Raw genomic sequence first — 26,384 nt, forward strand, 5'->3', positions numbered from 1 at the left:
CAGCGGACCGCAATTGCAGTTTCGGGCTACCGATCAAGCCGTCGGATCGGGAAGCACCCTCAAATGGCCGCGTCGCCCGGTTCTGACGGGCGAGGCTGCGCGGCGGTCCTGCGTGGACTCCGTAGCGGACCGGACACCGGAACGGGGTCCGGGGACGTCGTCGCGGACGCGATCTCCGCGGCCTGCTTCGCGGACGGCCTCCGCCAGCGCCGTCAGATCGTCCTCGTCGGGAGTCGACGTGGTGAACCCGCCTTCGTACCGAACCATCTCCCATCCCTTGGGTGCCGTGGTGGTCGAGGCATGCACCTCGCACAGATCCCAGGAATGAGGCTCGTCGACGGTGGCCAGTGGTCCGACGACGGCGGTGGAATCGGAGTAGACATACGTGAGCGTCGCAACGGCCGATCGGTTGCACCCAGGGCGGCAGCATCCACGCATAGATCTCACACGCAAGAGAGTAGTCCCCCACTCCGACGCCGAGCCGCTCGACACACCGCGCAACGGCACCGATAGCCTCTCGGCATGGCTCGAACCGGCTCCGGACGCAGAACGACCTCCCGATCCGCATCACGACGAGGCCGCGGTATTCGCGGTCCGATTCTCCCCGCGTCGCTTCCCGGTCATCGATCACGAGCCGACAAGTTCGACCGCGCAGTCCTCGAAGCATTCGCGCGCATCGACCACCGGTGGCACGACAAGCTCGAACGTCTCGACATAGCAGTGGACGAGGTCCCGAAGATTCGCGCGAAGGACCCGGAATCGGTGAACTGGCCACCCGAGGTGGTAGCAGAAGGGCCGGTGCCGCTCTCTCGGCTGGTACCGGCGGGAATCGACAAGCGCGGAGAAACCACACGCGCTCGGATAGTGCTGTTCCGCCGTCCGCTGGAGAGACGTGCGAAACATCCCGAGGACCTGGAAGATCTGCTGTTCGACATTTTGGTGGAGCAGGTCGCCACCTACCTGGGCGTCGACCCGGATGTGGTGGACCCGCTGCCCGACGAGGACTGACGGATCACCGGCGCAGACCCGGAGCGACCCGGACGTCGGTGCAGACAGCCGCTGTGGATCGCGGCAGGGTCAGACGATGCCGCGCTTGAGGCGTCGGCGCTCACGCTCGGACAGTCCGCCCCAGATTCCGAAGCGCTCGTCGTTGGCTAGCGCGTACTCGAGGCACTCGTCCTTCACCTCGCAGCCGAGGCAGATACGCTTCGCCTCACGCGTGGAGCCGCCCTTCTCCGGGAAGAAAGCCTCGGGATCGGTCTGAGCGCACAGTGCGCGCTCCTGCCACTGATCCTCGATTTCCTCGAACATCTGGTCGAAGCCCGCGATCAAGCTGAGTACTGGCTTCACCGGCTCCCGAACGACATCGAGATCGGAATCGGTCTCGTCGGAATCGGTCTCGCCGGAATCGGTCTCGCTGGAATCGGCGTCGACGAACGCGGTGTCGTCGGTCGGCGTCGCATCGACGTACGCGGCACCCGCGTCCACCGGAACGACCTCGACTCCTCGAGCACTGTTCTGAATTGTGTTGTCGCAGTCACTTCGTGCTGCGCCCGCTTGGGAATCGGTCTGCGGCGCGCCGTCGACTGCGCTGAGGTGAGCAAGAGCCTCGCCCTGTTGTTCACGTGTCACGTGCTGGTCATACATCGCTTCCGCCTCCTCACCATTTCTTCTAGCGCAGATACATCCGGTCGGTCCGAACACCTTGCCCCACGCCGGTATTCGTAATCACTCTGAACTCTCGACCTTTACTACACGTATCCACGAAATGGCGCCACATGGGAACGCGTGTTCGAATCAAGGTCGGCACCAAGCAAACTCGCTCGGCAACCCTGGAATGACATACATGTGATTAGACACGCCGCACAGTGGTGCGGTCAAGCTGATGGGCACATTTCCAATACCATCTACGACCCGAAATCGGCCGACACCCCGAATACACGGCCGTTTCGCGCGTGTCGTCCCCGTGAACAGGCAGCTAACCATGCCTCGAGCACGTCCGCACACGAGGCGCCCACACGCAGGCGTCCGGCAAGGCATAGGCTCCTCATCTGTGAAAGTGACTGTCTTGGTGGGTGGGGTCGGTGGAGCGCGATTTCTCCAGGGCCTCAGAGAACTGCTCGGCGGTGGCGGTGACATCACCGCGATCGTCAACGTCGGAGACGACGTGTGGATGCACGGGCTCAGGATCTGCCCCGATCTGGACACCTGCATGTACACACTCGGCGGGGGCATCGACACCGACCGCGGATGGGGCCGGATCGCGGAAACGTGGCACGCGCGCGACGAGCTCGCCGCGTACGGAGCGGACCCGGACTGGTTCGGTCTCGGCGACCGCGACATCGCCACACACCTGATCCGAAGCCGAATGCTGAGGACCGGGTACCCGCTCTCCGCCGTCACCGAAGCGCTGTGCAACCGGTGGCAACCCGGAGTGCGGCTCCTTCCCGTCTCCGACGACCGGAGCGAGACGCACGTCGTCGTCACCGACCCCGACGACGAGTCGGGTGAGAGTCAGCGCGCAATTCACTTCCAGGAGTGGTGGGTTCGCTACCGGGCTCGGATCCCGACGCACAGTTTCGCCCACATCGGTGCGGAGCAGGCCAGTCCTGCCCCCGGCGTGCTCGACGCCATTGCCGACGCCGACGCCGTCATCCTGGCTCCGTCGAATCCGGTCGTGAGCGTCGGGGCGATCCTTGCCGTTCCCGGGATCCGCAGCGCCTTGCGCACCACGAAGGCCAAGGTCGTCGGCCTGTCCCCTGTCGTCGACGGCAAACCCCTGCGCGGGATGGCCGACGAGTGCCTGTCGGTCATCGGCGTCGAGACCACTGCCGAGGCGGTCGGCAAGTACTACGGCGCTCGTACCGACACGGGCATCCTCGATTCTTGGATGATCCATTCCACCGACACGGCAGTGATTCCCGGCGTCGACGTTCTCAGCGTGCCTCTGCTGATGACCGATCCGGCCACCACGGCCGAGATGGCTGCCGTTGCTCTACGTTCGGCAGGGCTGACGCTGTGACCGAACAGGCGGCCTCCCGTGTGCCCGGCGATCACGCTCCGGGCGGCGGCATCGAGATCCTGCCGGTCACCGGACTTCCCGAGTTCCGCCCCGGCGACGACCTGGCTGCGGCCATCGCGACGGCCGCGCCGTGGATCCGCGACGACGACGTTCTCGTGGTGACGAGCAAGGCGTTCTCGAAGGTGGAGGGTCGACTGGTCGCCGCTCCGCTGGATCCGGAGGAACGCGATGCCGCGCGGCGTGTGCTCGTCGATCAGGAAGCCGTTCGGGTCGTCGCGCGCAAGGGCCGCACACTCATCACCGAGAACCGTCTCGGCATCGTCCAGGCCGCGTCGGGGATCGACGGGTCCAACGTGGACCGGACGGAACTCGCGCTTCTCCCCGAGGATCCCGACGCGAGCGCGGCCGGTCTTCGGGCTGCCCTGGCGGAGTCTCTCGGTGTCACGGTCGGTGTCGTGGTGACCGACACGATGGGGCGTGCGTGGCGGGTCGGGCAGACGGACGCGGCCATCGGAAGTGCAGGCCTCGCCGTGGTACACGCGTACGCCGGTGCCGAGGACAGTCAGGGAAACGAACTCGTGGTCACCGAGGTCGCCGTCGCGGACGAAATCGCTGCGGCCGGCGATCTCGTCAAGGGCAAGCTCGGTTCGGTTCCGGTGGCGGTCGTCCGCGGACTGACTCCGGTCGACAACGGTTCGCGTGCACGCGATCTCGTGCGCCCGGGCGAGGACGATCTGTTCTGGCTCGGGACGGAGGAGTCGATCGCACGCGGCAGGCGCGAGGCCGTCCCGTCGCGTCGTTCGGTTCGATCGTTCGCTCCGGACTCGGTGGACCCGGACATGGTTCGCGAAGCCGTGGCCGACGCTCTGACCGCACCGGCACCGCACCACACCCACCCCGTCAGATTCGTGTGGGTCAGAACTCCTGCGTTGCGCACCCGACTGCTGAGCGAAATGCAGAAGGCATGGCGGACGGATCTCGAGTCGGACGGCCTCACCCCGAGTGCGATCGATGCACGAGTCGCTCGCGGCAACATCCTGGTCGACGCACCGGAGATAGTGATTCCGTTCTGCGTTCCCGACGGGGCGCACACCTATGCCGACGCCCGCCGGACCGCAGCCGAGGAGACGATGTTCACCGTCGCGGTCGGCGCCGCCGTGCAAGGCCTGCTGGTCTCGTTGGCAGCGCGGGGTCTCGGCAGCTGCTGGGTAGGGTCGACCATCTTCGTCTCCGACCTCGTCCGGACCGAACTGGGCTTGCGCGCCGACTGGAAAGCCATGGGCGCCATCGCAATCGGGCACCCGGCCGAACCGTCGGAACCTCGCGTGCGCACTGCACCGGGCTCCGAGCTGCTGGAGATGTGAGGTGAGCGCTCGCTCACTGCACGACTCCGCTCGACGTGTGCTGGAGGACTGGCCTGTCGGCGACACCCGCGACGATGCGCTGCGGCACACCATGCTCGCGTTTCTCGCGGCGTGCCCCGACGGCTGCCTTCGCTCCAACGAAGCCGGCCACATCACGGCGTCGTCGCTGGTACTCGATTCCTCGGGACAGCAGGTACTGCTGACGCTTCATCCACGCGTCGGACGATGGATCCAGCTCGGTGGTCACTGCGAACCGTCCGACAGCACCGTCGTCGATGCCGCGCTCCGGGAAGCGCGCGAGGAGTCCGGCATCGACGATCTGACGATCGATCCTGTGCTGCTGTCCGCGGACACGCATCCGATCACCTGTTCACTCGGCAAGCCGACGCGCCATCTGGACCTCAGATTCCTCGTGCGCGCTCCCGCGGGTGCAACAGCAGTGCGCAGCGAGGAGTCGACGGACCTGAGGTGGTGGCCGATCGACGAGTTGCCGGAGTCCGCCGAGGTGGACACCATCACCCACCTCGTCGACCTCGCGGCTGCGCGCTGACCGGGGACGTCCCCGGTCAGACGTACCCGGTCAGACGTCGGTGGAGAAACGCACTCCGCCGTCGGGGAGTTTGACGCCCGGCCACACGCGAGCCCCTCGCAGAAGTTCGCACCGTGCGCCGATGTCCGCCCCGTCTCCGATCACGCCGTCGCGGACCAACGCGCGAGGTCCGATGCGAGCGCCGAAGCCGATGATCGACCGCTCCACCACCGCGCCTGCTTCGATGACGGCTCCGTCGAACACGACCGCTCCGTCGAGACGGGCACCTGCACCCACCTCGGCGCCGCGGCCGACGACCGTGCCACCGATCAGCAGCGCCCCCGGAGCCACACCGGCACTCGGGTGCACGAGGAACTCACCGCGGGGGCCGCTCAGGGCAGGTGACGGGGCGATACCGCGCACCAGGTCCGACGAGCCCTTCACGAAATCCTCGGGTGTTCCCATGTCTCGCCAGTACGCGCTGTCGACGTGGCCGTAGACGCGCTTGTTCTCGGCGAGCAGTGCGGGGAACACCTCGCGCTCGACGGACACGGGCCTGTCGGCGGGGATGGTTTCGATGATGTCGCGCTTGAAGACGTAGCAGCCGGCGTTGATCTGGTCGGTCGGTGGATCCTGAGCCTTCTCGAGGAATGCCGTGACCCGTCCGTCCTCGTCGGTGGGAACGCAACCGAACGCACGCGGATCACCGACGCGAACCAGGTGCAGCGTCACATCCGCCTCGGTACGGGCGTGGGTGTCGAGCACCGCGGTCAGGTCGGTTCCACCGAGCACGTCGCCGTTGAACACCACCACGTTGTCGGCACGCAGTTTCGACAGTACGTTGCGGATTCCGCCACCGGTGCCCAGCGGCTCGGTCTCGGTGACGTACTCGAGTTCGATGCCCAGCTCGGAGCCGTCGCCGAAATGCTCTTCGAAGACTTCGGCTTTGAACGACGTGCCGAGCACCACATGGGTGATCCCGGCGGCCTTGATGCGTGCGAGCAAGTGATGGAGGAACGGCAATCCCGCGGTCGGGAGCATCGGTTTCGGGGCCGACAGCGTCAGCGGCCTGAGCCGAGTCCCTTTGCCTCCCACCAGGATTACGGCATCGGTGGTCTTGCCCGTGTCAGCTGGCATTGTCGGCCTCTCTGTCGTGGTCCGGTCGAGTGTCGTCTGTCTGTCGCGATCGAAGTGCCGAAGCCACAACAACCTTCGAGCGCGCCGCCAAACCTGCGCGTAACGCCCATCGTATGGGAGCTTGCCACAGATGAGGGTGGCGATCCGCTTGAAAGCGATACGCGCTCGCGTGGTGGGCCGGAAGCATGAGTTCCGGATGCCTACCTGCCGCATGCCCTTTGGAATGGGTCACTTCCACACTCGGCACGTACACATTGAGCCATCCGCCGGTTCCGAGCCGGTCCCCCAGATCCACGTCCTCCATGTACATGAAGTATCGCGAGTCGAACCCGTTCACGGAGTCGAAAGCGGCACGGCGCAGCAACAGGCACGACCCCGACAGCCACCCGACGGCCCGCTCGGTGGCTGCTTCGTTGTCCTGCCGGTATCGCAGAGTCCACGGGTTGTTCGGCCACACCTTCCCGAGAAGCGCGTGACCCGCGCCGGACGTGAGATCCGGAACCGACCGCGCCGAGGGATAGCGGCTACCGTCCGGCTCACGAATCAGAGGTCCGAGCGCGCCTGCGCGCGGCCATCGCTCGGCTGCGCCCAGAAGTCCGTCGAGCGATCCCGGATGCCACCGGACGTCTGGGTTGACCACGACGACGAACTCGACGCCGTCGTCGATCTCGGCGACGGCTCGGTTGACCGCGCCTCCGTAGCCGAGGTTGGCGCCGGTCCGGAACAGTCGCACGTTCGGGTACTTCGCCTCGGCGGCCTCCGGCGCACCGTCGGTCGAGCCGTTGTCCGCCATGATGACCTGCGGGTCCTCGGACGTCGCCGTCGCCAAGGACGTCAGGAACTGGTCAAGGTGTTCACCGGGCGAATAGGTCACCGTCACGACGGCCAGCTTGGAACTCACGCGGGCAACCCTATCGGTCCACGTGCACCGCGACGTCCAAGGCATCGGCGAGTGCGTCACGCCAGTCCCGCAGCGGCGTCAGACCGGACTCGCTCCACGCATCGGGTGAGAGGACCGAGTACGAGGGCCGAGGTGCGGGCCGGACGAACTCCGCACTCGAGCACGGCTCCACCCGCTCCGGATCGGCTCCGACTCCGGCGAACACCGCGCGGGCGAGCTCGAACCAGCTGGCGGTGCCTGCGTTCGTCAGGTTGAGGATCGGGGGCATCGGCGAGTCCGCGGCGGCGAGTTCCAGCAGTCCACCCGCCAGATCCCACGAGTAGGTGGGCGACCCCACCTGGTCGTCGACGACACGCACGGTGTCTCGTTCGCGTTCGAGCCTGCGCATCGTGGACACGAAGTTCGAACCGACGCCCGTGTACACCCACGCGGTCCTGACGACGGTCGCCGTCGGAAGCGCGTCGAGAACGGCGTGCTCGCCCGCGAGTTTCGTGCGCCCGTACGCACTGCGCGGTGCAGTGGGGTCACCAGGCCGGTACGGGACGTCGGAGGTGCCGTCGAAGACGTAGTCGGTCGACACGTGCACCAGCCGCGCCCCGGCCTCGGCACACGCCTGAGCCAGGTTCGCAGGTCCGACGGCGTTGACCGAGAGTGCGCGGTCCTCGTCCGTCTCGGCTGCGTCGACGGCGGTGTACGCGGCGCAATTGATCACGATCGACCCCGCGGTCACGGCAGCCCCGACCGCGTCCCTGTCGGTGATGTCGAGTTCGGCGCTGGTGACGCCCGTCACCTGTACCCCTGCCAGCTCGGCTCGTTTCAGAATCTGTCGTCCGAGTTGCCCCCCGGCGCCGGTCACAAGAATGTTCGTCACAGTCGGAAAGTGTGGCACGCCGTCCGTGCTTGAGCGAGGCAGTGAGATTTCACAAGTAGCCTGGATCCGAACCAGGATCGTCGAACAAGGTCGTACAACGGAAGGAACCGCTCAGGTGCCAGGTCAGTCGGACGAGCCAGGGGACTTCCCACGCCCCGGCCGCGACGAGTATCGCCGTCGCTCCGACGAGTCCCGTGCCCGCCGGGAGCCCCGGAGTGATTCTCGGGCCGGGTCCCGCAGGTCACGAGCCGACCGGAGCAGGAGCGAGATTCCTCGTCGTCGCCGTGAGGACGAACCGCGCCGGACCGGCCGGCCCGCGACGGAGCGTACGGACCGCCGTCGACCCGGCCCGGCACATCGGGACCCGTCGACCCCTGCCGCGCGATCCGCGAAGACGATGCGAGCACCACAGATCTTCGTCGCGGCACTGGCCGTGATGGTGTTGGTGGTCACCGGTTTCGCGTGGCGAAGCATCGACGGCCTTCGTTCCAACATCGCGACGGCAGGCGCGCTCGGCCTCGGCGGCGGAGCCGACGGCGCCGTGGACATCCTGATGGTGGGCACCGACAGTCGCACCGATGCGCACGGAAACGCACTGTCGCAGGCGGAACTCGATTCACTGCGCGCGGGCGAGGAGGTGGCGTCGAACACCGACACCATCGTGTTGATCCGCGTTCCCAACGACGGGTCGTCGGCGACGGCGATCTCGATTCCCCGCGACTCCTATGTTCAGGTGCCCGGCATCGGGATGTCGAAGATCAACGCCGCGTACGGCGCCACCAAGGAGAACAAGCGCCTCGAACTCGTCGAGAGCGGCGTGTCCGACGCCGACGCCGAGTCCCAGTCCACCGAGGCGGGCCGCGAGGCGCTCATCACGTCGGTGGCCGATCTGACAGGCATCACCGTCGACCACTACGCCGAGGTCGGTCTGCTCGGTTTCGTTCTCCTCACCGACGCGGTCGGCGGGGTCGGTGTGTGCCTCAACGCTCCGGTCGACGAGCCCCTGTCCGGTGCGAATTTCCCTGCCGGCGAGCAGACCTTGTCCGGTGCCGACGCACTCAGCTTCGTGCGGCAGCGCCACGATCTGCCGCGCGGTGATCTGGATCGCATCGTGCGGCAGCAAGTGTTCATGGCGTCGCTCGTGCGCAGTGTGCTGAGTGCACAGACACTGAGCAATCCCGGCAAACTGAACCAGTTGAGCGCGGCGGTACAACGGTCGGTGGTGCTCGACTCCGATTGGGACATACTGCAATTCGCAACTCGCCTGCAGGATCTCGCAGGCGGCCAGGTGAAGTTCGAGACGATTCCCGCGGTCGACATCAACGGGGTGACCGATTACGGCGAGTCCATCGTCGAGGTGGATCCCGCCGCAGTGAAGAGGTACGTCGAGGGCCTTCTGGACGGCTCGTCGGAGGACGAGAGCGATGCCCCGACAACCGATGCGCCGCAGGTCGATCCGTCCTCGGTGACGGTCGATGTCGCGAACGACAGCGGCATCGACGGACTGGCCGGCGGGGTTGCCTCCACGTTGAGCGAGCTCGGGTACGTCGGCGGCACCGTCGGCAACTACGAGGGAACGACGGTGTCCACCACCACGGTTCAGGCCGCCGATCCCGAGAGCGACGAAGCGAGAGCCGTCGCTGCCGCGCTCGGCGGTGTCAGCGTGGCAGGCGACGATTCGTTGGCGAGTGGCACCGTGCGCGTGGTCCTCGCGTCCGACTACTCCGGACCGGGTACGGCAGGCGCCCCGGCCGCGACGAGCGCATCCGCTGCCTCCGAAACTGCGGGCAGCTCGGCAGGCGAGTCGCCCGCTCCCCCCATCGACGCCGGTTCCACCGGCCCCGCGTGCGTCAACTGAGGCGGTAGTGTTCCCTGCGTGGCTTCGACTCTGACGCAGGAACTTCTGGACCCCATCCTGACAACCGACCCAGCCGGCCCGCGCGTGACGTATTACGACGACGCCACCGGCGAGCGGGTCGAGGTCTCCGGTGTGACGCTGGCCAACTGGGCTGCGAAGACTGCGAACTTTCTCCGCGACGAGCTGGGTGTGGAACCGGGGACACGAGTGTCGGTACTGCTTCCCGCTCATTGGCAGACGGCGGCAGTGCTCCTCGGGGCGTGGTGGGCAGGCGCGGACGTCACCCTGAGCGCGGACCCCGACGTGGAGGTCGCACTGGTACACGGCGGACGCATCGACGATGCAGGCGACGTGCCCGAGGTCGTGGCACTGTCGCTCGACGCCTTCGGTAGACCGGTCCCGGATCTACCGGTGGGTGTGACCGATTACGCGACGTCGGTCCGTGTGCACGGGGATCAGTTTCGGCCGTCGGGACAATCGGGCGCTCTGGACGGTCGTTCGGTCGACGAGGTGCTCGGCGCCGCACGTGCCCGCGCCGAGGCGCATTCGATCGCGGTGGGAGACCGCGTGCTGTCCTCGTTGCCGTGGACCACGGCCGACGAATTGATCGACGGGCTGCTCTCGGTGCTCGCCGCCGGCGCATCCCTGGTTCAGGTGAGCTCGCCCGACGACTCGAAGACCGAACGCCGCGTCGCGACGGAGAAGGTCACCAAGACCCTCTAGCTGGCTTTCCTTTTGACTCCGGTCGTCAGGTGCGATAGCCGCCGTCGGCCAGGCCTGCCTCGATCTCGTATCTGTTCTTCGCGCCCGGTCGACGGATCTCTTCGACGAGATAACGCGCCGCGAAGGCGATGCCGTATCGCGCCCACTGATCGGCGTGGACGGCCTCGTGACGCAATACCCGACGAGACACGTTGGAGTTCGTCAGGTAGACACCGCCGATCGTCGTCCCGCCGCGCCCGAAGCCGTACCGCATCCCGGACGCGACGAACAGTGCACTCGGTTCGTCGAACTCGACTCTCGCTCGCCACAGGCCCGCGTACGCAAGCGCCAGCCAGGTCACGACGACGACCTGGCGCCGACCGCGTGAGGCTCGGCGTACGCGCGCCCGGAGCGAGAGCCGCACTATCCCAGCAGCTTGGCGCGCAGTGCCGCGTCCTTGTCCTCGACCATCCGCTCGAGCCCGGCCTGGAACGAGGCCATCCGCTCACGGAGAGCAGCGTCGGATGCGCCGAGGATGCGTACGGCGAGCAGGCCTGCGTTACGCGCGCCGCCGATGGACACCGTCGCCACCGGAACACCTGCAGGCATCTGCACGATGGACAGCAACGAGTCCATTCCGTCGAGATACTTCAGCGGCACCGGAACGCCCACGACCGGCAACGGCGTCGCCGACGCCACCATGCCGGGAAGGTGAGCAGCTCCCCCGGCTCCCGCGATGATGACCTTCAGTCCGCGTTCGGCGGCAGTGTTCGCGTAGTCGATCATGCGTTGCGGAGTGCGATGCGCGGAGATGACGCCGACCTCGAAGCGGACACCGAATTCTGCGAGGGCTTCCGCCGCGGCTTCCATCGTCGGCCAGTCCGAGTCGCTTCCCATGATCAGGCCGACCTGAGGGCCCGTCGAGTTGTCGCTCATGCGTGCGGATCCCATCCGTCGGTCCATTCCGCGTGCGACATCCAATGTGCGGCACGCTCTGCTTTTTCTCTGATCGCGGCCACGTAGGCTGCGTCGTCGGCGCGTCCGCCCGCCGCGCCGAGCACGTTGACGTGGCCGATCTTGCGATCCTTGCGTTCGCCTTTGCCGTACAGGTGCACCTTGGCGTCGGGCATCCGAGCGAAGAGGTGGTGCAGCCGCTCGTCCATGCTCATCGTGGGCGCCTCGGGTGCGCCGAGGATGTTCGCCATCACCGTCACCGGCGCCACGGGGGACGTGTCGCCGAGCGGATAGTCGAGAACGGCTCGCAGATGCTGCTCGAACTGCGAGGTCCGGCAGCCGTCCATGGTCCAGTGCCCGGAGTTGTGCGGACGCATCGCGAGCTCGTTGACGAGGATCCGTCCGTCCGTCGTCTCGAAGAGTTCCACCGCCATGGATCCGACGACGCCCAACTCTGCGGCCAGGCCGAGAGCCATGCGCTCGGCGTCGATGGCCGTGTCCTCGTCGAGACCTGGCGCGGGCGCGATCACCACGGCGCACTGTCCGTGTCGCTGAACCGTCTCGACGACGGGCCACGACGCACCCTGGCCGAACGGCGAGCGCCCGACCATCGCGGACAGCTCGCGGCGCAGATCGACCTTGGTCTCGACCATCAGGGGCACACCGAGATCGAGCTGTCGACCGACGATCTCCTCGGCTTCCTCGGCGTCGGCGGGCATCCACACGCCTCGACCGTCGTATCCACCCCGAATTGCCTTGACCACGACCGGCCAGCCGTGTTCTTCGCCGAACTTGGTAACGTCGCCGGCCCAGGTCACTTCCGCGAACTCGGGGCTCGGGATACCGAGATCAGCGAGCTTGCGGCGCATCTTCAGCTTGTCCTGCGCGTAGATCAACGCCGACGGCGGTGGCTGCACGTTCACCCCCTCGGCGACGAGAGTCTCCAAGTGCTCGGTGGGCACGTGCTCGTGATCGAACGTCACCGCGTTCGAACCCGTTGCAGCGGCCCTCAGCGCGTCGAGGTCGTCGTGGTGTCCGAGCACCACGTCCGCACTGACCTGTGCAGCGGGCTCGTCGGCACCGGCGGACAGCACTCGAAGCGTCTGTCCGAGAGCAACGGCTGCCTGGTGGGTCATCCTCGCGAGCTGGCCGCCACCGATCATCGCCACGACAGGCATTCCGTTGGTGGACGGACGCGGAGTACTGGGACGCGGGTTCGCCGCGTCGGAGGGGAAATGTGGACCGGTCACGGCTTCCTATCGTGTCATGTGAGGAGGATTCGACCGTCGTTGGCCTGAGAGAAGTCTGATGATCTGCGCGCCGGTTCGTGAAATCGAGGTGTCGTTTCGTAGACTTCTCCGTTGTGCCCTCGATCGACAGTGTGATTCACCGCCTCCCCGGTCCAATTCGGGAGCTGGCGATTCGTCACAGCGAACTGATCAAATTTGCAATCGTCGGCGGCACGACGATGGTGTTCGACCTCGCCATCTTCTACTCGCTCAGCCTCACGGTGCTCGAACCCAAGCCGGTGGTCGCCAAGGTCATCTCCGGTGTGATGGCGACGATCTTGAGCTACATCCTCAACCGTGAGTGGGCGTTCAAGAACCGAGGCGGGCGCGAACGGCACCATGAGGCGCTCCTGTTCTTCACGATCAGTGGCATCGGCGTGATTCTTGCCGCGGCGCCTCTGTTCATCGCGAACAACCTGTTCGACATCCGTGAAGGCCACACGAGCCTCACCATGCTGGTGATCGTCGACTTCGTGCTGAACTACATCATCGGCAACCTGATGCAGATGGCGTTCCGATTCTGGGCGCTGCGCAAGTTCGCCTTCCCGGAAGAGAACGCGCGCGGAGCAGCCGCTGGATCCACCGATTACGACCCCACCGAGGAAGAAGCCGCCGAGGAACAACTCGGCCACAGCTGACGTCCCGCCGGCTACCGGGGCTCTCGAGTGCGGGGCGCTCCCATGCTTTGATCCCGCGAGGCCGGCAGGAACACCGAGAACATCGCGGGGCGTCGACGCTGCAGTTCCAGTCGACCACCGTCGGCCTCCACCAATGCCCGAGCGAGCGCGAGCCCGACGCCGGTGGATCCCGCACCGGAGAATCCTCGGTCGAAGATGTGCGGCGCCATGTCGTTGCTGACGCCGTCCCCCTCGTCGGACACCTCCACACAGGCGAGAGCTTCCCGTCGCCGCTCGGCGGTGTCCACCGCGGGCACGAGGCGAACAGCCACCGTGCACGTACCGCCGCCGTGCGACAGGGCGTTGTCGACCAGCACGGACACCGCTTCTCGCAGCCGCGATCCGGTCACCGACGCCGTCACCCCCGCGTCGCCTCGCAGAACCAGCTCGCGTCCGGCGTCGTCGAAATTGCGCTGCCATTCGGCGACGAGACCCGTCAGCTCGGCGATCACGGGAACTTCTTCGGCTCCGGCCGAACCGTCACTACGCGACGACCGGACCAATTCGTCGATCGCCAGTGTCAGTCGGTCCACCTGAGCCATCGCCTCGTCCGCCTCTTGCACGACGTCCGGGTCCGGGTGGACCGACAATTCGTCGAGGCGCAGGCGGACGGCGGTGAGCCTGCTTCGCAGCTGATGCGACACGTCGGCCACGAGGGAGTGTTCACGCTGCAGGCGTCCGGAGATCTCCACCGTCGCGGAGTCGAGCACCTCGGACACCCGGTCGAGTTCGGCGATTCCGTGACGGGTGGGATCCGGTCTGAAATCACCCTCCGCGAGTCGCGCGGCTCGCCGCGCCACGTCCTGCAGTGGGTCGGCGAGCCGTTTCGCGGTGAGGACCGCGATGGCCGTGCCCGCGAGGATCGAGGCCAGCACCACCAGCCCGACGGCTCCTACCGCCTGCCGCTGCAGTGTTCGCATGTCGTCGGACGGCACCTCGAGCCGTAGTGAGCCCGACGTCCCCATCGACAAGGACTCGACCAGCGGACGTGAGACGAAGGGTTCGCCGATGTCGACCCGCGACGCGGCATCCTGCGGGGTCGGGAACACCACGACGAGGCGCCCGGACTGCGGAATGGCCAGCCGCAGCGACCCGATGTCGAGGTCGCCGATCACCATTCCCGCTTCACCCTCCTGGGAGAGGATCTCCGACGCCATTCGATCGAGTCGACGCTGAAGGTCGTCGCGAGTGAAGTCCTCGACCCACAGCCACGCGGTGTACATCAGCGGAAGGCCGAGCAGGAGCGCCGTGAGAATGACCACGGCCAGAATGGATTGGAGTATGCGACGACGCATGGTGTCGGCTGCTCGGCTTCGTTACGACTAGTCGCTGTTGATCCGGAACCCGACTCCGCGCACCGTCGCGATGCGACGCTCGGCGACCGAACCCTCGTCACCGATCTTGCGGCGCAGCCACGACATGTGCATGTCGAGTGTCTTCGAACCGCGCAGTTCGGCGTCACCCCACACCTCGCGCAGAATGGTTTCGCGGGGAACGACCTGGCCTGCATGCTCGAGGAGCACCTTCAGCAGCTCGTATTCCTTGTTGGCGAGCGAGATCTCGTTGCCACCGACGAGCACGCGCCGAGCAGCAGGCTCGAGCCTGATGTCGCCTACCTCGATCGGTCCGTCCTCGCCGGTTCCTCGTCGGCGCAGCAGCGCACGTACCCGCGCCATGAGCTCCGCCAACCGGAACGGCTTGCCGACGTAGTCGTCGGCGCCCGCGTCGAGCCCGACGACGAAATCCACCTCGTCGGTGCGTGCGGTGAGCATCAGCACCGCCAGATCCGAGCTGTTGGCCCGTACCTGCCGGCAGACCTCGAGACCGTCCATCCCGGGAAGGCCGAGGTCCAGAATCAGGAGGTCGTAGTTGCCGTCGAGAGCACGCTGCAGTGCAGCGGGGCCTGTCTGTTCGACCGTCACCGTGTACCCCTCGCGGCCGAGGGCGCGGGACAGTGGCGCGGCAATAGCTTCGTCGTCTTCGGCAAGGAGCACATCGGTCACTCGGTGAGCGTACGGCCGGAAACTGTGAGAATGATGTATTTACCCGCGCACACCCGCGCTCCACGGAACCGCTACCGTCGCGCGGGCACCGTCATCGACGCCGACCGGCCCGCCAACCAGGCCTGGCACCGTCCGGTGACGGCCCGTCCACCTCGTGGCCGAGCTCGTCTCCGTCGATGTCGCCGGAACTGCGGTATTCCCCCGGCCGATACTCCCCGGACCGCCGAAATTCCCCGGACCGCCGAAATTCCAGGGAGTCGAACACCTGTTGGTAGAGCAGCGAGTGCACCCGCTGCACCCGTGGGATGTCGTCGAACTCGAGCGGATCGTCGGACGCCGACGCGATGATGAGCGTGCCCGTGCCGAGCATCCGGTCGACCAGTCCGTGCCGGAACTGGACGTTGCTGATGCGGCTCATCGGGATGTCGATCCCCGAGTGCGTGATGACACCCTGTCGGATGAGCACGCGGCGGTCGGTGACGATGAAGTGCGTGCATTTCCAGCTGATCAACGGTGCGATGCAGCGCCACGCGACCAGGGCTGCCCACACCACGGCGACGACGATGACCGCGGTCGTCGACGCAGTGCCGTCCAATCGAGCGGAGGCGACTCCGATCCCGAATCCGGCCAGGGCGGTGACGACGATGAAAGTCGCCGCCGGAAGGACGAGCATCTTCCAGTGAGGGTGGTGATGCAGTAGCAGCTCTTCTTCGTCTGCCAACGCATCCTGCGGATAGCCCATGCGGATCGCTCTCCTTCTCCGGTTCCGCCGTGATCCTGCCACGACCGCGCTGCCGAACGGTGGCCGATCGGAAGCCGTTCGAGAGGTCAGTCGGTGTCGACAGCTCGTAGGTGGGTGACGTCGCCGGCAGCGACCGCGACGGTTCCGGTGTCGGCGTCGTCGGTGCGGACGACGATCCGGCCCTGATCGTCGACGTCGGTCGCCTCGCCGATCATCGTGCGGTCTCCCGGCAGCTCGACGCGCACCCGGCGGCCGATGGTGTCGCACCGCTCGCGGTAGCGGTGGGCCAGGTGTTCGGTGTTCCAGTTGGAGTTACGCCAGGAGTCGATCTCCGCGCCTATCGCTCGGAGTATCGACCGCAGCAGTGTGCTGCGGTCGACGACGGCGGCGTTCTCGAGCGCAAGCGACGTTGCCGTCGGGACCGGCAGTTCGCTTTCCGTCATGGTGACATTGAGGCCGATTCCGACGACGACGGAGGGGTTGGGGCCGTGCTCGGCCACCTCGGCGAGGATGCCCGCGACCTTGCGGCCCTCGATGAGTACGTCGTTCGGCCACTTCAGTGCCGCGTCCACGGCCGCGACCGTGCGGAGCGAATCGACCACGGCCACACCGGCGAGCAGCGGAAGCCATCCGAGAACTGCCGGATCGATGCCTGGAAACTTGACGAGAACCGAGAACAGAAGTTGTGATCTCGGTGGACCCACGAACGGCCGCGAGTGTCGTCCGCGTCCGCTGTCCTGTTGTTCGGCGACGAGGGCAGTCCGGTCGGCGAGGCCGTGCACATTGGCAATGAGGTCGGCGTTTGTCGAACCGGTCTGCTCGACCACATCGAGCCTGGACCAGGAGGCTTGTGGCCCGTCGACGAGTGCCCGTCGGAGAGCGGCGGTGTCGAGCGGGGGGCGATCGAGGTTGGTCCACATGACTCAAGAGCATATGGGCTCGTCGGTCCGACGGCCGGTGACGTCGGCTCGGGCTACCAACCGGTACGTGGCCCTCGGTAGGGCTCCGGTCACACCCGTGGTTAAAGTGTTTCCTCATGACCAGTGTTCAGGATTCGACTGCGCAGGGTACGGACGCCAAGCCCGATATTCATACAACGGCAGGCAAGCTCGCCGACCTCCGTAGCCGCCGTGAGGCAGCGATGGCACCGTCAGGCGCCGCCGCAATCGAGAAGGTGCACGCCAAAGGCAAGCTCACCGCCCGCGAACGCATCACCGCACTGCTCGACGAGGGCTCTTTCGTGGAGATGGACGCCCTCGCCCGCCACCGCTCCCAGAACTTCGGCCTCGCCGACAACCGCCCCTACGGCGACGGCGTCGTCACCGGCTACGGCACCATCGACGGACGCGAAGTCTGCATCTTCTCCCAGGACGCCACCGTCTTCGGCGGCTCCCTCGGTGAAATCTACGGCGAGAAAATCGTCAAAGTCATGGACCTCGCCCTCAAAACCGGACGCCCCCTCATCGGCATCAACGAAGGCGCAGGCGCCCGCATCCAAGAAGGCGTCGTCTCCCTCGGCCTCTACGGCGAAATCTTCCACCGCAACGTCCAAGCCTCCGGCGTCATCCCCCAGATCTCCCTGATCATGGGACCCGCCGCAGGCGGACACGTCTACTCCCCCGCCCTGACCGACTTCGTCGTCATGGTCGACGGCACCTCCCAGATGTTCGTCACCGGACCCGACGTCATCAAAACCGTCACCGGCGAAAACGTCACCATGGAAGAACTCGGCGGCGCCCACACCCACATGGAAAAATCCGGCGTCGCCCACTACGTCGCCTCCGGCGAACAAGACGCCCTCGACTACGTCCGGGACCTCCTCGGCTACCTGCCGTCCAACAACCGCGCCGAAGCACCACGCGCGATCCCCAGCGATCCGATCGACGGCGCCATCGAAGACAACCTCACCGACGAGGACCTCGAACTCGACACGTTGATCCCGGATTCACCGAACACCCCCTACGACATGCACGAGGTCATCCGCCGCATCCTCGACGACGACGAATTCCTCGAAGTCCAGGAAGGCCGCGCCCGCAACATCATCATCGGCTACGGACGCATCGACGGCCGCTCGGTGGGCATCGTCGCCAACCAACCAACCCAGTTCGCCGGCACCCTCGACATCGACGCCTCCGAAAAAGCCGCACGATTCGTCCGCACCTGCGATGCGTTCAACGTCCCCATCATCACCCTCGTCGACGTCCCCGGATTCCTGCCCGGTACCGGACAGGAGTTCAACGGAATCATCCGCCGCGGCGCGAAACTGCTCTACGCCTACGGTGAAGCGACGGTCGGGAAGATCACCGTCATCACCCGCAAAGCCTACGGCGGCGCCTACGACGTCATGGGCTCCAAGCACATGGGCGCCGACGTCAACCTCGCGTGGCCGACCGCGCAGATCGCCGTCATGGGCGCCTCCGGCGCCGTCGGATTCGTCTACCGCAAACAACTCCTCGAAGCCGCCAAGAACGGTGAAGACGTCGACGCACTGCGCTTGAAGCTGCAGCAGGAATACGAAGACACCCTCGTCAACCCCTACGTCGCCGCCGAGCGTGGATACCTCGACGCCGTCATCCCCCCCAGCCACACCCGCGGACAGATCGTCTCCGCCCTGCGCCTGCTCGAACGCAAACAAGTCACCCTGCCTCCCAAGAAGCACGGAAACATCCCGCTCTGACACGTCTTACGAAGACCACCGGAAGTGAGCTTGCACAGATGAGTGCACCCGCACGTGAAACAGATCTGACCGTCGCCGACGAGCTGATCGAGTCCGCAGAACTGGGCGCCGACACCGCCGCAGCGGCGTCGGCGATCCGTATCGTCAAGGGTGATCCCTCCGACGAGGAGATCGCCGCACTGGTTGCGGTTCTGACAGCCGCGCAGAGCTCGGGGTCGGCACCCGCGGACACGCGTCCTGCAGAGTTGTGGGGATCTCCCGTCACCATGCACCGCACGCACGCGCCGTTCTCGCCGTACTCGTTCGCTGCGTCGCGCCGCTACTGAGGCACGTGCCTCGGGACGTGGACACACCATGACGACCTTCGTTCTCGCTTCGGCGTCCCCAGCTCGGCTGGGGGTTCTCCGCGCGGCGGGCGTCGACCCCATCGTTCGGGTGTCCGGCGTCGACGAGGATGCGTTGACGGCATCACTCGGTGAATCGGCGTCGCCCGAGGATGTCGTCGTGGCGCTGGCACGAGCCAAGGCCGAGGCCGTCGTGAACAGCCTGAGCGGTGAGGGAACCGATGCCCCCTCGATCGACGCCGTGGTTGTCGGCTGCGATTCGATGCTGTCGATCGGCGGGGAGCTGCAGGGCAAACCCCACACCGTGGATGTCGCACGTCGACGGTGGCAGGCCATGGCCGGGACGTCGGGTGAGCTCCTCACCGGCCACTCGGTCGTTCGCGTCCATCACGGTAAGGCGACGGCAGTGGTCGGTGCGTGCCATTCGACGACTGTTCACTTCGCGACGCCCTCGGAGGCCGACCTGGAGGCGTATCTCGCGTCCGGGGAACCGCTGGAGGTCGCGGGATCCTTCACGCTGGACGGTCTCGGTGGGTGGTTCGTCGACCGCATCGAGGGTGACCCGTCCAGCGTCATCGGCATCGGCTTGCCCCTCGTTCGGCGGTTGCTGAACGAGGTCGGCGTGACGATGTCCGATGTGTGGTCAGCCCGGCAGTAGTCCGGTGAGCTCGCGAGCCCACTCCTCGGCCAGAGCTTTCGGCTTGATGTTGGACGAGCTGTCGTGGCGAGCATGCTCGTGGACCTGCACCGCACCGAGTTCGACGAGCTTCTCCGCGATGATCTCGCCGCCACGGTTGAACGTGTCCTCGTAGATGCGGTCGCCGAGGCCGAACAGCGCGAACTTGAGCCCGGACAGATCCGGTGCGTCCTCGACGAGTGCGTCGTAGAAGGGCTCGGCTCCCGTGGGCAGCTCTCCGTCACCGTAGGTGGAGCAGATGATGACGTGGAAGGCGTCGGTGTCGATCTCCGAGACCTCGTACTCGAGCATGTCGCGTACCTCGGCGTCGTGGTCCACCAGGATGTCGGCAATCTTGTCTGCCACTTCCTCGGCGGTACCGGTCTCCGAACCGAACAACACGACTACTGCCATGTTCACTTCCCCTTCGTCCGTAGCGCTGCACCGAAAAGGTGCGGAATCGGTGGATAAGCATAGCCTCACCAGAAAGTGGGCGTCAGCTGCCACCTGGTGTACTCGTCGGCGATCAAGTTTTTCAGATGTTCCCGGCTGGGGTAGAGGTCCGGGTCCAGGCCGGTCACACAGAGCGTCGCCGTCTCGCCACACGTGTTCCACCAGACACTCACGCCGCCCTTGGTACGCCGCAGCAACTCCGCCGTGGTGTTCTGCGTGATCGAGCGCATCGCGACCGACTCGGCCACAGATCCACCCACCGAACGCAGAGCGCTTCCGCGTGCACCCAGGTTGGAGCAGAGGCACAGCGGTGCGGTTGCCGACTTGGCGGCGCGCGCGACGACGGCGTCGGGCAACATCTGCATCAGCGGTTTCGTCAGCTCGAACGTGGTGGACCGGGTGGTGTCGGCGAGCGCTCGGAACGCCGCCTTGCTGTCCTGACGAATGGGCCGGAGATCGTCGAGGTAGCCCCTGCCTCCGTCCACAACGATCGATACACCCGACGTCGCGTTGGCACGGGTGTCGCCCGGAATGCGCGTGCTCACCGGAAGGGACACCTTGACTGCATCCGACTCGTCCACGCGGCCACCGGCCGCCAGAATGCCCAGCGCGACGGCCACCAAGAGGCTGTTGGCACTACCCCCGGCCCTCGACGCTGCGGCCACCCATTCGTCCGTCGGGCAATCCACGACGACAGTGCTGGGCGAGAACTCCCCCGCTGTCTGTGCCGCCACGGGTGACTTGTGCGCCGCAGCGTGCGTGACCGCCTTAGAAGCGGACGGGGTGCCTGCACCCGGAAGCACGCCGCGCACCGTTCGGCCGAGCGCTCTGGCGGTGCCGGACGCCGCGGCGCGGAGTTGCCCGGCAGCATCGCGAAGGTCGGAGGTGGGTGCGGTGTCGAATGCCGAGGCGAAGTCGTCGGGATCCGAGGGTCCTCGCAGCGCTGCTATGGCTGCAGACGTCAGCGCTCCACCGTCACCGACTACATGGGAGGCGACGAGAGACAGCGCGGACCCTCCGGTCTCGAGGTCCGTGTACGCGAGTTGCCACACCGGTCCGTTCGTGGGGTCGAGAGGGACCGCCGCGCGCTCTTCCATCCACTCGGCCAGCGCGTGCACGGCAATGGCTCGCGCACCACGGAGTAGGGGCAGGGTCGACGCGGCTCGCACCCATCTGTCCCGTGCACCCGGAACCGACACTCGGTGCACGGCTCGATCGATCGGCCCGCCTGCGAGGTTCCGCCACGTCGAGTCCAGCACCTCGGAGTCGATCGGACCCGTGAAGCGCCAGACGATCTGATTGACGACAGGAACGTCGAGGACGCACTCCATCCGGAGGAACAGGTCGTCGTCGTACGTCAATCTGGTCACCGGGAAAGGGTATCGGAGAACGCGTGGTTCGAAACACCCGCGTGGTTCGAAACACCATTGCGCCCGTGCGTGTTACGCGACGTTCCCCACCCGTGCGGTAGGTTTCAGTTCTGCGTGCGACGACGCGGCCGAGGAGGGCGGAAATGAAGTTCGTGATGCCGTTCACAGGCAGCCGTGGGGATGTCCAACCGGGCCTGGTCCTGGCGTCCGAGTTGTCCGCTCGTGGGCACGAAGTCACGTTCGGCGCACCTCCAAACCTCGTCGCGTTCGCCGAGGCAGCAACGGCAGGCCGTACGTCCGTGTCCGTGGTGCCGTTCGGTCCGGATACCCGAGCGCTTCTGGAATCGGATCTGGTGCGTACCCGAATCAAGTCGAAGAATCTTCGAACGCGGTGGGCCGCGTTGGCGGAACTGGCCAACTTCGGCTGGGACGACATGGCCGAGAGCGTGCTGTCGATGGGTGCGCACGCGGACATGGCGATCGCCGGCACCCTCGGCCAGGAGCTGGTCTTCAATTACGCTGAATCACAATCGATTCCGTTCGCAGCCTTGCATTACTGCCCCATCCGCTCGAATCGGTCGATGTCGGTCGTGCCGTCGCGTACGATGCCGGGTGTCGTCAACCGGGCGACGTGGCGGATCCTCGAGTCCATGCGGTGGAGCTCGATGAAGAAGCGGGAGAATGCTCAGCGCCGCGCCCTCGGACTGGAGAACGCGTCGCGCCCCCTCCCTGAACGTATCGCGTCGTACGGCGGGATCGAGATCCAGGCCTACGACTCCGCGTTCTTCCCCGGTCTTCGGCAGGAATGGGCGGACAGGAGACCGTTCGTCGGGTTCCTCGAGCCGGACGGAGGCGAATCCTCGGGCAGCACCGGAGTTCTCGATTCCGGTTCGATCCTGGGGTCACCGCTCCGATCCTGGATCGAATCCGGGACTGCGCCGGTGTACTTCGGATTCGGCAGCATGCCGGTCAAGGATCCGACGGGGTTGGTGAGCATGATCGAGGACGTCTGCGCGCGCGGCGGATATCGCGCGGTCGTGAGCTCGGGTTGGAGCACACTCGACGAACGTATCGATGCCGACAGCAGCGTTGCCGTCGTCGGCTCCGTCGACCACGGCGCCTTGTTCCCGTTGTGTCGCGCGGCAGTTCACCACGGCGGCGCGGGCACGACTGCGGCAAGCGTCCGGGCGGGATTACCCACCATGGTGTGCTGGTTCAGCGCGGATCAACCGTTCTGGGGTGCCGCTCTCGAGAGAACCGGCGCTGGATGCTCGGCGAAGTTCGTCGAACTCGACCGGGACATTCTCGCCGCAGGCATCGAGACGTTGATGCGCCCCGACACCGCGTCACGTGCACGACAGTTGGCTGCTGCCATGACATCTCCGGCCGACACCCGTCGCGCCGCCGTGCGCTTGATCGAAGGCGCGGTTCACCAGAATTCGTGACCGATCCCCCACCGGTCGAGAACCTCCGACACGACTGCTCGAACGTCCTCGTCGCTTGCCATCCGGTCCGGATCCATCCCGTGCATACTGATCGTGACCGCAGCGTCGGTCTCGGTCGCCCATGCCGTGGAGCCACCGCCGAGCTGTCGCGCGAAATCCGCGTCCGCTCCCGAGAACGTGGCTCTGGCAGCCACTCTCGTGGCGCGAACTCCGCCGATGGAGACGAAGTCCTCGGATAGCCGACCGAGGTTGGAACACAGCCCCTCGGCGCCGTCCGCGGGGACGGGCAGCCGTCTCGCCACCGCATCGGGCAACATCTGGACGAGGTTCAACGGGACCGCCTGGGTGGACGCGCCCGAAGCCTGTCGCGCCGAGAATTCCTGGAATGCGGTTTTGCTCGCTTTTCGTATACGAGTGAGATCACGGTCGGCAGGATCCGGTACGGGCACTCGCACAGCGATGATCTTCGTGGAGTTCGACTCGATGTCCGTCGAGCCCCGATCGTTGTAGGGAAGCGACCACCGCAGTTCTTCTCCCGGGCGTGCGCGGCCCAGCGCAGCGGACACCGACGTCATGACGGCGATGAACAGAGTGTTGGACGTACCACCCCACTCTGCGGCCGCCGACGCCCACTCGGATGCCGAGCAGCTGACCACGACATAGGGCGGACTCCACGGCTCCGACGTCTCGGGAACGTCGGTTCGACTCGGTCCGTCGGGCGCGATCGAGGCTTCCGACGATGACGGTGCCACGTCTGCCGCCGGTCGGACGACGGAGGTAACAGCCTGCGCGGATTTCCCCGCGAGCCACGTCGCGATCGGCCGGAGCTGGCCCACGGTGTCCGCGATGTCGGACGCGACCGAATCGACCAGCGACGGCTTCTCGCCCAGACGAGCGGAGTCTCCCACCGACACACCGGTAAATGCGCGCTCGACGGCGGCGACCATCGCCGCGCCGTCGGCAACCATGTGCGAGCAGACCAGTGACACGACCGTGCCGCCGTCTGCGACCGGAGCTGCGGACAGCAGCCATCCGGTTCCCGCTTCCGGGTCGATGTCGGCGGAGATTCGCTGTTCCGCCCAGCAGCGAACCGCATCCGTCGGGACCGAGTTGGTGGAGTAGTCCAGCGGTAGCGACGCGTTCGAGGTGACCCATCGGTGCCTGGCCGTCGGAACGATCGGCGGTAGTACCCGCCGTGAGAGCAGCCCCGCGGACAGGTTCGCGTGCAGTTTTGCGAGCTCGGCGACTGCTACGGGGCCGTCGAACCGCCACACGAACTGATTGAACACAGGATTACCGATTCCATGGTGCATTCGGAGGAATAGGTGATCCGCAAATCCAATTCGGGTCATCTGCGAAAATCTACTACAAAGCCATTGGCCGAGCAGGTTCGACGACGATCGAATAGCACCGAAAACAGCGTCGAGAATTGGAATTCACGAATTCGAAACAGAACTTCGTACGGATTGGTTCGTTTCGAATATGTGGTGCACGCCATAACAATACCGACCCGAAAGTCTTGAAATCGCGAGGCCGACGTCTCCGCATCACGCGACGGCAGTCGACGCCCACGCCGACGCGGTCGGTCGAACTGCATTGCCGAACAACGGGTTACGAACGACCATCAGAATGCACCCAGGCGAGACGCTCTCGGACGACAGAAACAGACACCGTCGTCAACTCGAGACCAGGTGATGAACAACACTTTTTTGCGTAGCGAATTACCGGACGATTCGCCTTAGTGTCGTCAGCGAAACCAATACCGAATGCACAATCCGCGAGAACCACGGAATGCGCGTTACAAACGGCAAGCACGGTGTCACGTCATGCGCGTGCGCTGTGACTGTCGAGTCCGGCTTCACGAATCGTCACCCATGTTGCCAGTAGCTGCTGGCCGAGCTCGGAATTGGATGCTTTCGATGGAATACACCGAATTGGCGGACTACCCGCTGCCCGCAGGCAAGCTGACCGAGTGGGTCCCCGCCGTCGCCTCCGAGGCGTGGCGCGAGGATCCGCGGGGGATCTCCTTCACTCACGAGGACCACTGCAGCCGAGGCAACGACGGTTCGTGGATCGGTACCGTCTTCGAGATCCATCGTCGTTACGACGTCGAGGTCATGCGCCGGACCATCGGTGCCTACATCGCACGGCACGAGGCGTTCCGCACACGCGTCGAGCGCGACGACCGAACCGGTGCCTGGAGGCGCTACACGGTCGACGCCGACGCCGTCACGGTCGACGACCGGGCCGAGTCGTCGTCGTGGAGCGAGTCGCAGGTCTTCGAACATCTCGAATCCTGGTTCGCCGACGTCGTCTCACCGACGACGTGGCCGCACTTCGTTCTGGCGACCGTCGTCCCCGAGCCGCACGTGGCCGCATCCGTCCCGCAGCAGGACAAGTTCCTCGTCGCGTTCGCTGCCGACCACTCGGTGATGGACGCGTACAGCCAGATCTACGCGATCAACGAGTTCGACCGCCTGTACGCACATGTTCTGGACGGTGCCGAGCACGGACTCCCCGAGGTGGGCAGTTACGTGGACTTCTCCGCAGCCGAACGTGCGTTGGGTGAATCGCTGACCGCCGACCACGACGCGGTACTGGCCTGGGACCGCTTCCTGGCTGCCGAGGACGGCCGGTTCCCGGCGTTTCCGCTCCCGTTGCGCGCGGAGAACTCGTCGGCGCCGACCGATCTCGCCACTCGTCAGAGCAGCGTGTCCTCCTGGTTGTTGACCACCGAGCAGGTCGAGGCGTTCAACGCCAAGTGCCGAGCCGCCGGCCAGAACATGCAGGCGGGAATCCTGGCGGCACTCGCTCTCGTCAACTCGCGATTGACGGGCAACGGCACGTTTCGGACGATCATGCCCATGCACACTCGCTACGCGGAGAAGTGGGCTGCGAGCGTCGGCTGGTACGTCGGGATTCTGCCGATGGAAATCCGGCTGGACGATGCAACGACCTTCGCCGAGGCAATCGATCGGGCCAACATCGGGGCAACCGAGTACAAGGGGCTCGCCGCAATGCCGTACTCGAAGATCGCATCCCTGATGTCCTCCACCGAGATTCCTCGCTTCGTCGTCTCGTACATCGACCTGAGGTTCCTTCCGGACGGTGAGGAATGGCAGGAACGGAAGGGCCGCGCACTGCGCAGCGAGTGCCACGCGGAGGACGAGGTCTACTTCTGGATCAACCGCACCCTGCAAGGCCTGAACATCTCGGCTCGATTCCCCAGCTCGGACGTGTCGACGACCAACGTGCACAGGTTCATCACCGAGTTCGTCTCCGTGGTGACCGCTGTGATCGAGGAACCGACGGAAACCCTCGATTCTGCAGTCGCTGCCGTCGGAGCTGGGCGAGAATAGATCCGGGAGGA

27 protein-coding genes are annotated in these 26,384 nt (G+C 66.0%); 12 read left to right on the plus strand and 15 right to left on the minus strand.

Features of this window, described 5'->3' with window-relative positions:
• Nucleotides 1-33: 33 nt before the first annotated feature.
• Entirely contained in the window at nucleotides 34-438 is a 405-nt protein-coding gene (locus CH289_RS25690; protein ID WP_020112123.1) for a DUF3499 domain-containing protein, read from the minus strand.
• 84 nt (nucleotides 439-522) lie between these two features.
• Between CH289_RS25690 and CH289_RS25695 the strand changes: the two genes are divergently transcribed.
• Nucleotides 523-1,008 carry a metallopeptidase family protein gene (locus tag CH289_RS25695; protein ID WP_019666127.1) on the plus strand — a complete coding sequence of 162 codons (486 nt, stop codon included), beginning with the start codon at nucleotides 523-525 and terminating at the stop codon, nucleotides 1,006-1,008.
• 69 nt (nucleotides 1,009-1,077) lie between these two features.
• Here CH289_RS25695 and CH289_RS25700 read toward each other — a convergent pair whose 3' ends face one another.
• Nucleotides 1,078-1,311: a WhiB family transcriptional regulator gene (locus CH289_RS25700; RefSeq protein WP_027498876.1), complete on the minus strand. Its 234-nt coding sequence runs from the start codon at nucleotides 1,309-1,311 to the stop codon at nucleotides 1,078-1,080.
• A gap of 742 nt (nucleotides 1,312-2,053) precedes the next feature.
• Here CH289_RS25700 and cofD point away from each other — a divergent pair.
• From cofD to CH289_RS25715, 3 genes are read left to right on the plus strand one after another with little or no spacing between them, the layout of a single operon-like run.
• Entirely contained in the window at nucleotides 2,054-3,022 is a 969-nt protein-coding gene (gene cofD, locus CH289_RS25705) for a 2-phospho-L-lactate transferase (RefSeq protein WP_019666129.1), read from the plus strand.
• Nucleotides 3,019-4,386 carry a coenzyme F420-0:L-glutamate ligase gene (locus tag CH289_RS25710; protein WP_020112125.1) on the plus strand — a complete coding sequence of 456 codons (1,368 nt, stop codon included), beginning with the start codon at nucleotides 3,019-3,021 and terminating at the stop codon, nucleotides 4,384-4,386. The genes cofD and CH289_RS25710 overlap by 4 nt, the downstream gene beginning before the upstream one ends.
• 1 nt (nucleotide 4,387) lies before the next feature.
• On the plus strand, nucleotides 4,388-4,936 hold the full coding sequence (locus CH289_RS25715; RefSeq protein WP_026347955.1) for an NUDIX hydrolase: 549 nt from the start codon (nucleotides 4,388-4,390) through the stop codon (nucleotides 4,934-4,936).
• Between the two features lie 30 nt (nucleotides 4,937-4,966).
• Here the strand turns inward: CH289_RS25715 and manB are convergent, their stop codons facing one another.
• From manB to rfbD, 3 genes are read right to left on the minus strand one after another with little or no spacing between them, the layout of a single operon-like run.
• The gene (manB, locus tag CH289_RS25720) at nucleotides 4,967-6,052 is read right to left on the minus strand and encodes a mannose-1-phosphate guanylyltransferase (RefSeq protein ID WP_020112126.1); all 1,086 of its coding nucleotides are present in this window, start codon (nucleotides 6,050-6,052) and stop codon (nucleotides 4,967-4,969) included.
• Complete coding sequence (locus tag CH289_RS25725; protein WP_020112127.1) at nucleotides 6,042-6,953, minus strand: glycosyltransferase family 2 protein; 912 nt, start codon at nucleotides 6,951-6,953, stop codon at nucleotides 6,042-6,044. The genes manB and CH289_RS25725 overlap by 11 nt, the downstream gene beginning before the upstream one ends.
• A 10-nt stretch (nucleotides 6,954-6,963) precedes the next feature.
• Complete coding sequence (gene rfbD / locus CH289_RS25730; protein WP_020112128.1) at nucleotides 6,964-7,824, minus strand: dTDP-4-dehydrorhamnose reductase; 861 nt, start codon at nucleotides 7,822-7,824, stop codon at nucleotides 6,964-6,966.
• 397 nt (nucleotides 7,825-8,221) lie between these two features.
• On the opposite strand from rfbD, the gene CH289_RS25735 reads away from it, so the two are divergent.
• Nucleotides 8,222-9,682, plus strand: a complete 1,461-nt coding sequence (locus tag CH289_RS25735; RefSeq protein ID WP_019666135.1) for an LCP family protein — start codon at nucleotides 8,222-8,224, stop codon at nucleotides 9,680-9,682.
• Between the two features lie 18 nt (nucleotides 9,683-9,700).
• Complete coding sequence (locus tag CH289_RS25740; RefSeq protein ID WP_019666136.1) at nucleotides 9,701-10,405, plus strand: TIGR03089 family protein; 705 nt, start codon at nucleotides 9,701-9,703, stop codon at nucleotides 10,403-10,405.
• A 25-nt stretch (nucleotides 10,406-10,430) separates the two neighbouring features.
• Here CH289_RS25740 and CH289_RS25745 read toward each other — a convergent pair whose 3' ends face one another.
• From CH289_RS25745 to CH289_RS25755, 3 genes are all read right to left on the minus strand, one after another.
• Complete coding sequence (locus CH289_RS25745; RefSeq protein WP_019666137.1) at nucleotides 10,431-10,745, minus strand: hypothetical protein; 315 nt, start codon at nucleotides 10,743-10,745, stop codon at nucleotides 10,431-10,433.
• Nucleotides 10,746-10,807: 62 nt separating this feature from the next.
• The gene (gene purE / locus CH289_RS25750) at nucleotides 10,808-11,335 is read right to left on the minus strand and encodes a 5-(carboxyamino)imidazole ribonucleotide mutase (RefSeq protein WP_019666138.1); all 528 of its coding nucleotides are present in this window, start codon (nucleotides 11,333-11,335) and stop codon (nucleotides 10,808-10,810) included.
• Nucleotides 11,317-12,516, minus strand: a complete 1,200-nt coding sequence (locus CH289_RS25755; protein ID WP_230595742.1) for a 5-(carboxyamino)imidazole ribonucleotide synthase — start codon at nucleotides 12,514-12,516, stop codon at nucleotides 11,317-11,319. Before CH289_RS25755 ends, purE begins: the two co-directional genes overlap by 19 nt.
• A gap of 185 nt (nucleotides 12,517-12,701) precedes the next feature.
• Between CH289_RS25755 and CH289_RS25760 the strand changes: the two genes are divergently transcribed.
• A complete protein-coding gene (locus CH289_RS25760; RefSeq protein WP_019666140.1) occupies nucleotides 12,702-13,265 on the plus strand; it encodes a GtrA family protein in 564 nt (187 codons plus the stop codon).
• 11 nt (nucleotides 13,266-13,276) lie between these two features.
• Here CH289_RS25760 and CH289_RS25765 read toward each other — a convergent pair whose 3' ends face one another.
• The 4 genes from CH289_RS25765 to CH289_RS25780 form a co-directional block, all read right to left on the minus strand.
• Nucleotides 13,277-14,599, minus strand: a complete 1,323-nt coding sequence (locus CH289_RS25765) for a sensor histidine kinase (protein WP_020112129.1) — start codon at nucleotides 14,597-14,599, stop codon at nucleotides 13,277-13,279.
• Between the two features lie 27 nt (nucleotides 14,600-14,626).
• Complete coding sequence (locus CH289_RS25770; protein WP_019666142.1) at nucleotides 14,627-15,307, minus strand: response regulator transcription factor; 681 nt, start codon at nucleotides 15,305-15,307, stop codon at nucleotides 14,627-14,629.
• A gap of 91 nt (nucleotides 15,308-15,398) precedes the next feature.
• Complete coding sequence (locus CH289_RS25775; RefSeq protein WP_020112130.1) at nucleotides 15,399-16,049, minus strand: PH domain-containing protein; 651 nt, start codon at nucleotides 16,047-16,049, stop codon at nucleotides 15,399-15,401.
• A gap of 86 nt (nucleotides 16,050-16,135) precedes the next feature.
• The gene (locus CH289_RS25780) at nucleotides 16,136-16,969 is read right to left on the minus strand and encodes a biotin--[acetyl-CoA-carboxylase] ligase (protein WP_019666144.1); all 834 of its coding nucleotides are present in this window, start codon (nucleotides 16,967-16,969) and stop codon (nucleotides 16,136-16,138) included.
• Nucleotides 16,970-17,085: 116 nt separating this feature from the next.
• Between CH289_RS25780 and CH289_RS25785 the strand changes: the two genes are divergently transcribed.
• Genes CH289_RS25785 through CH289_RS25795 form a run of 3 tightly spaced genes read left to right on the plus strand, consistent with a single transcriptional unit; the run spans nucleotide 17,086 to nucleotide 19,728 of the window.
• The gene (locus CH289_RS25785) at nucleotides 17,086-18,726 is read left to right on the plus strand and encodes an acyl-CoA carboxylase subunit beta (RefSeq protein ID WP_020112131.1); all 1,641 of its coding nucleotides are present in this window, start codon (nucleotides 17,086-17,088) and stop codon (nucleotides 18,724-18,726) included.
• 38 nt (nucleotides 18,727-18,764) lie between these two features.
• The gene (locus tag CH289_RS25790) at nucleotides 18,765-19,052 is read left to right on the plus strand and encodes an acyl-CoA carboxylase subunit epsilon (protein ID WP_020112132.1); all 288 of its coding nucleotides are present in this window, start codon (nucleotides 18,765-18,767) and stop codon (nucleotides 19,050-19,052) included.
• A gap of 28 nt (nucleotides 19,053-19,080) precedes the next feature.
• The gene (locus CH289_RS25795) at nucleotides 19,081-19,728 is read left to right on the plus strand and encodes a Maf family protein (protein ID WP_019666147.1); all 648 of its coding nucleotides are present in this window, start codon (nucleotides 19,081-19,083) and stop codon (nucleotides 19,726-19,728) included.
• Here CH289_RS25795 and CH289_RS25800 read toward each other — a convergent pair.
• Both CH289_RS25800 and CH289_RS25805 read right to left on the minus strand, forming a co-directional pair.
• Entirely contained in the window at nucleotides 19,714-20,160 is a 447-nt protein-coding gene (locus tag CH289_RS25800) for a flavodoxin domain-containing protein (RefSeq protein ID WP_020112133.1), read from the minus strand. The genes CH289_RS25795 and CH289_RS25800 overlap by 15 nt on opposite strands.
• Nucleotides 20,161-20,225: 65 nt before the next feature.
• Complete coding sequence (locus tag CH289_RS25805; RefSeq protein ID WP_020112134.1) at nucleotides 20,226-21,569, minus strand: condensation domain-containing protein; 1,344 nt, start codon at nucleotides 21,567-21,569, stop codon at nucleotides 20,226-20,228.
• Between the two features lie 143 nt (nucleotides 21,570-21,712).
• Between CH289_RS25805 and CH289_RS25810 the strand changes: the two genes are divergently transcribed.
• The gene (locus CH289_RS25810; protein ID WP_020112135.1) at nucleotides 21,713-23,014 is read left to right on the plus strand and encodes a glycosyltransferase; all 1,302 of its coding nucleotides are present in this window, start codon (nucleotides 21,713-21,715) and stop codon (nucleotides 23,012-23,014) included.
• Here the strand turns inward: CH289_RS25810 and CH289_RS25815 are convergent.
• Complete coding sequence (locus CH289_RS25815; protein ID WP_020112136.1) at nucleotides 22,999-24,303, minus strand: hypothetical protein; 1,305 nt, start codon at nucleotides 24,301-24,303, stop codon at nucleotides 22,999-23,001. The two genes, CH289_RS25810 and CH289_RS25815, sit on opposite strands and share 16 nt — an antisense overlap.
• Before the next feature lie 630 nt (nucleotides 24,304-24,933).
• Between CH289_RS25815 and CH289_RS25820 the strand changes: the two genes are divergently transcribed.
• Nucleotides 24,934-26,373, plus strand: coding sequence for a condensation domain-containing protein (locus tag CH289_RS25820; RefSeq protein ID WP_020665459.1), 1,440 nt, complete (start codon nucleotides 24,934-24,936; stop codon nucleotides 26,371-26,373).
• Nucleotides 26,374-26,384 lie beyond the last annotated feature (11 nt).

The organism is Rhodococcus sp. RS1C4 (genome assembly GCF_002258225.1).
Classification (GTDB): Bacteria; Actinomycetota; Actinomycetes; order Mycobacteriales; family Mycobacteriaceae; genus Rhodococcoides; species Rhodococcoides fascians_E.

Excerpts from the sequence above, each read along its gene's own strand:
- CH289_RS25690 (WP_020112123.1), bottom strand. The coding sequence starts at position 438 with ATGCGTGGATGCTGCCGCCCTGGGTGCAACCGATCGGCCGTTGCGACG.
- CH289_RS25695 (WP_019666127.1), top strand. The coding sequence starts at position 523 with ATGGCTCGAACCGGCTCCGGACGCAGAACGACCTCCCGATCCGCATCA.
- CH289_RS25700 (WP_027498876.1), bottom strand. The coding sequence starts at position 1,311 with ATGTTCGAGGAAATCGAGGATCAGTGGCAGGAGCGCGCACTGTGCGCT.
- manB (WP_020112126.1), bottom strand. The coding sequence starts at position 6,052 with ATGCCAGCTGACACGGGCAAGACCACCGATGCCGTAATCCTGGTGGGA.
- CH289_RS25735 (WP_019666135.1), top strand. The coding sequence starts at position 8,222 with ATGCGAGCACCACAGATCTTCGTCGCGGCACTGGCCGTGATGGTGTTG.
- purE (WP_019666138.1), bottom strand. The coding sequence starts at position 11,335 with ATGGGATCCGCACGCATGAGCGACAACTCGACGGGCCCTCAGGTCGGC.
- CH289_RS25755 (WP_230595742.1), bottom strand. The coding sequence starts at position 12,516 with ATGCCTGTCGTGGCGATGATCGGTGGCGGCCAGCTCGCGAGGATGACC.
- CH289_RS25765 (WP_020112129.1), bottom strand. The coding sequence starts at position 14,599 with ATGCGTCGTCGCATACTCCAATCCATTCTGGCCGTGGTCATTCTCACG.
- CH289_RS25775 (WP_020112130.1), bottom strand. The coding sequence starts at position 16,049 with ATGGGCTATCCGCAGGATGCGTTGGCAGACGAAGAAGAGCTGCTACTG.
- CH289_RS25780 (WP_019666144.1), bottom strand. The coding sequence starts at position 16,969 with ATGTGGACCAACCTCGATCGCCCCCCGCTCGACACCGCCGCTCTCCGA.
- CH289_RS25785 (WP_020112131.1), top strand. The coding sequence starts at position 17,086 with ATGACCAGTGTTCAGGATTCGACTGCGCAGGGTACGGACGCCAAGCCC.
- CH289_RS25790 (WP_020112132.1), top strand. The coding sequence starts at position 18,765 with ATGAGTGCACCCGCACGTGAAACAGATCTGACCGTCGCCGACGAGCTG.
- CH289_RS25795 (WP_019666147.1), top strand. The coding sequence starts at position 19,081 with ATGACGACCTTCGTTCTCGCTTCGGCGTCCCCAGCTCGGCTGGGGGTT.
- CH289_RS25800 (WP_020112133.1), bottom strand. The coding sequence starts at position 20,160 with ATGGCAGTAGTCGTGTTGTTCGGTTCGGAGACCGGTACCGCCGAGGAA.
- CH289_RS25810 (WP_020112135.1), top strand. The coding sequence starts at position 21,713 with ATGAAGTTCGTGATGCCGTTCACAGGCAGCCGTGGGGATGTCCAACCG.
- CH289_RS25820 (WP_020665459.1), top strand. The coding sequence starts at position 24,934 with ATGGAATACACCGAATTGGCGGACTACCCGCTGCCCGCAGGCAAGCTG.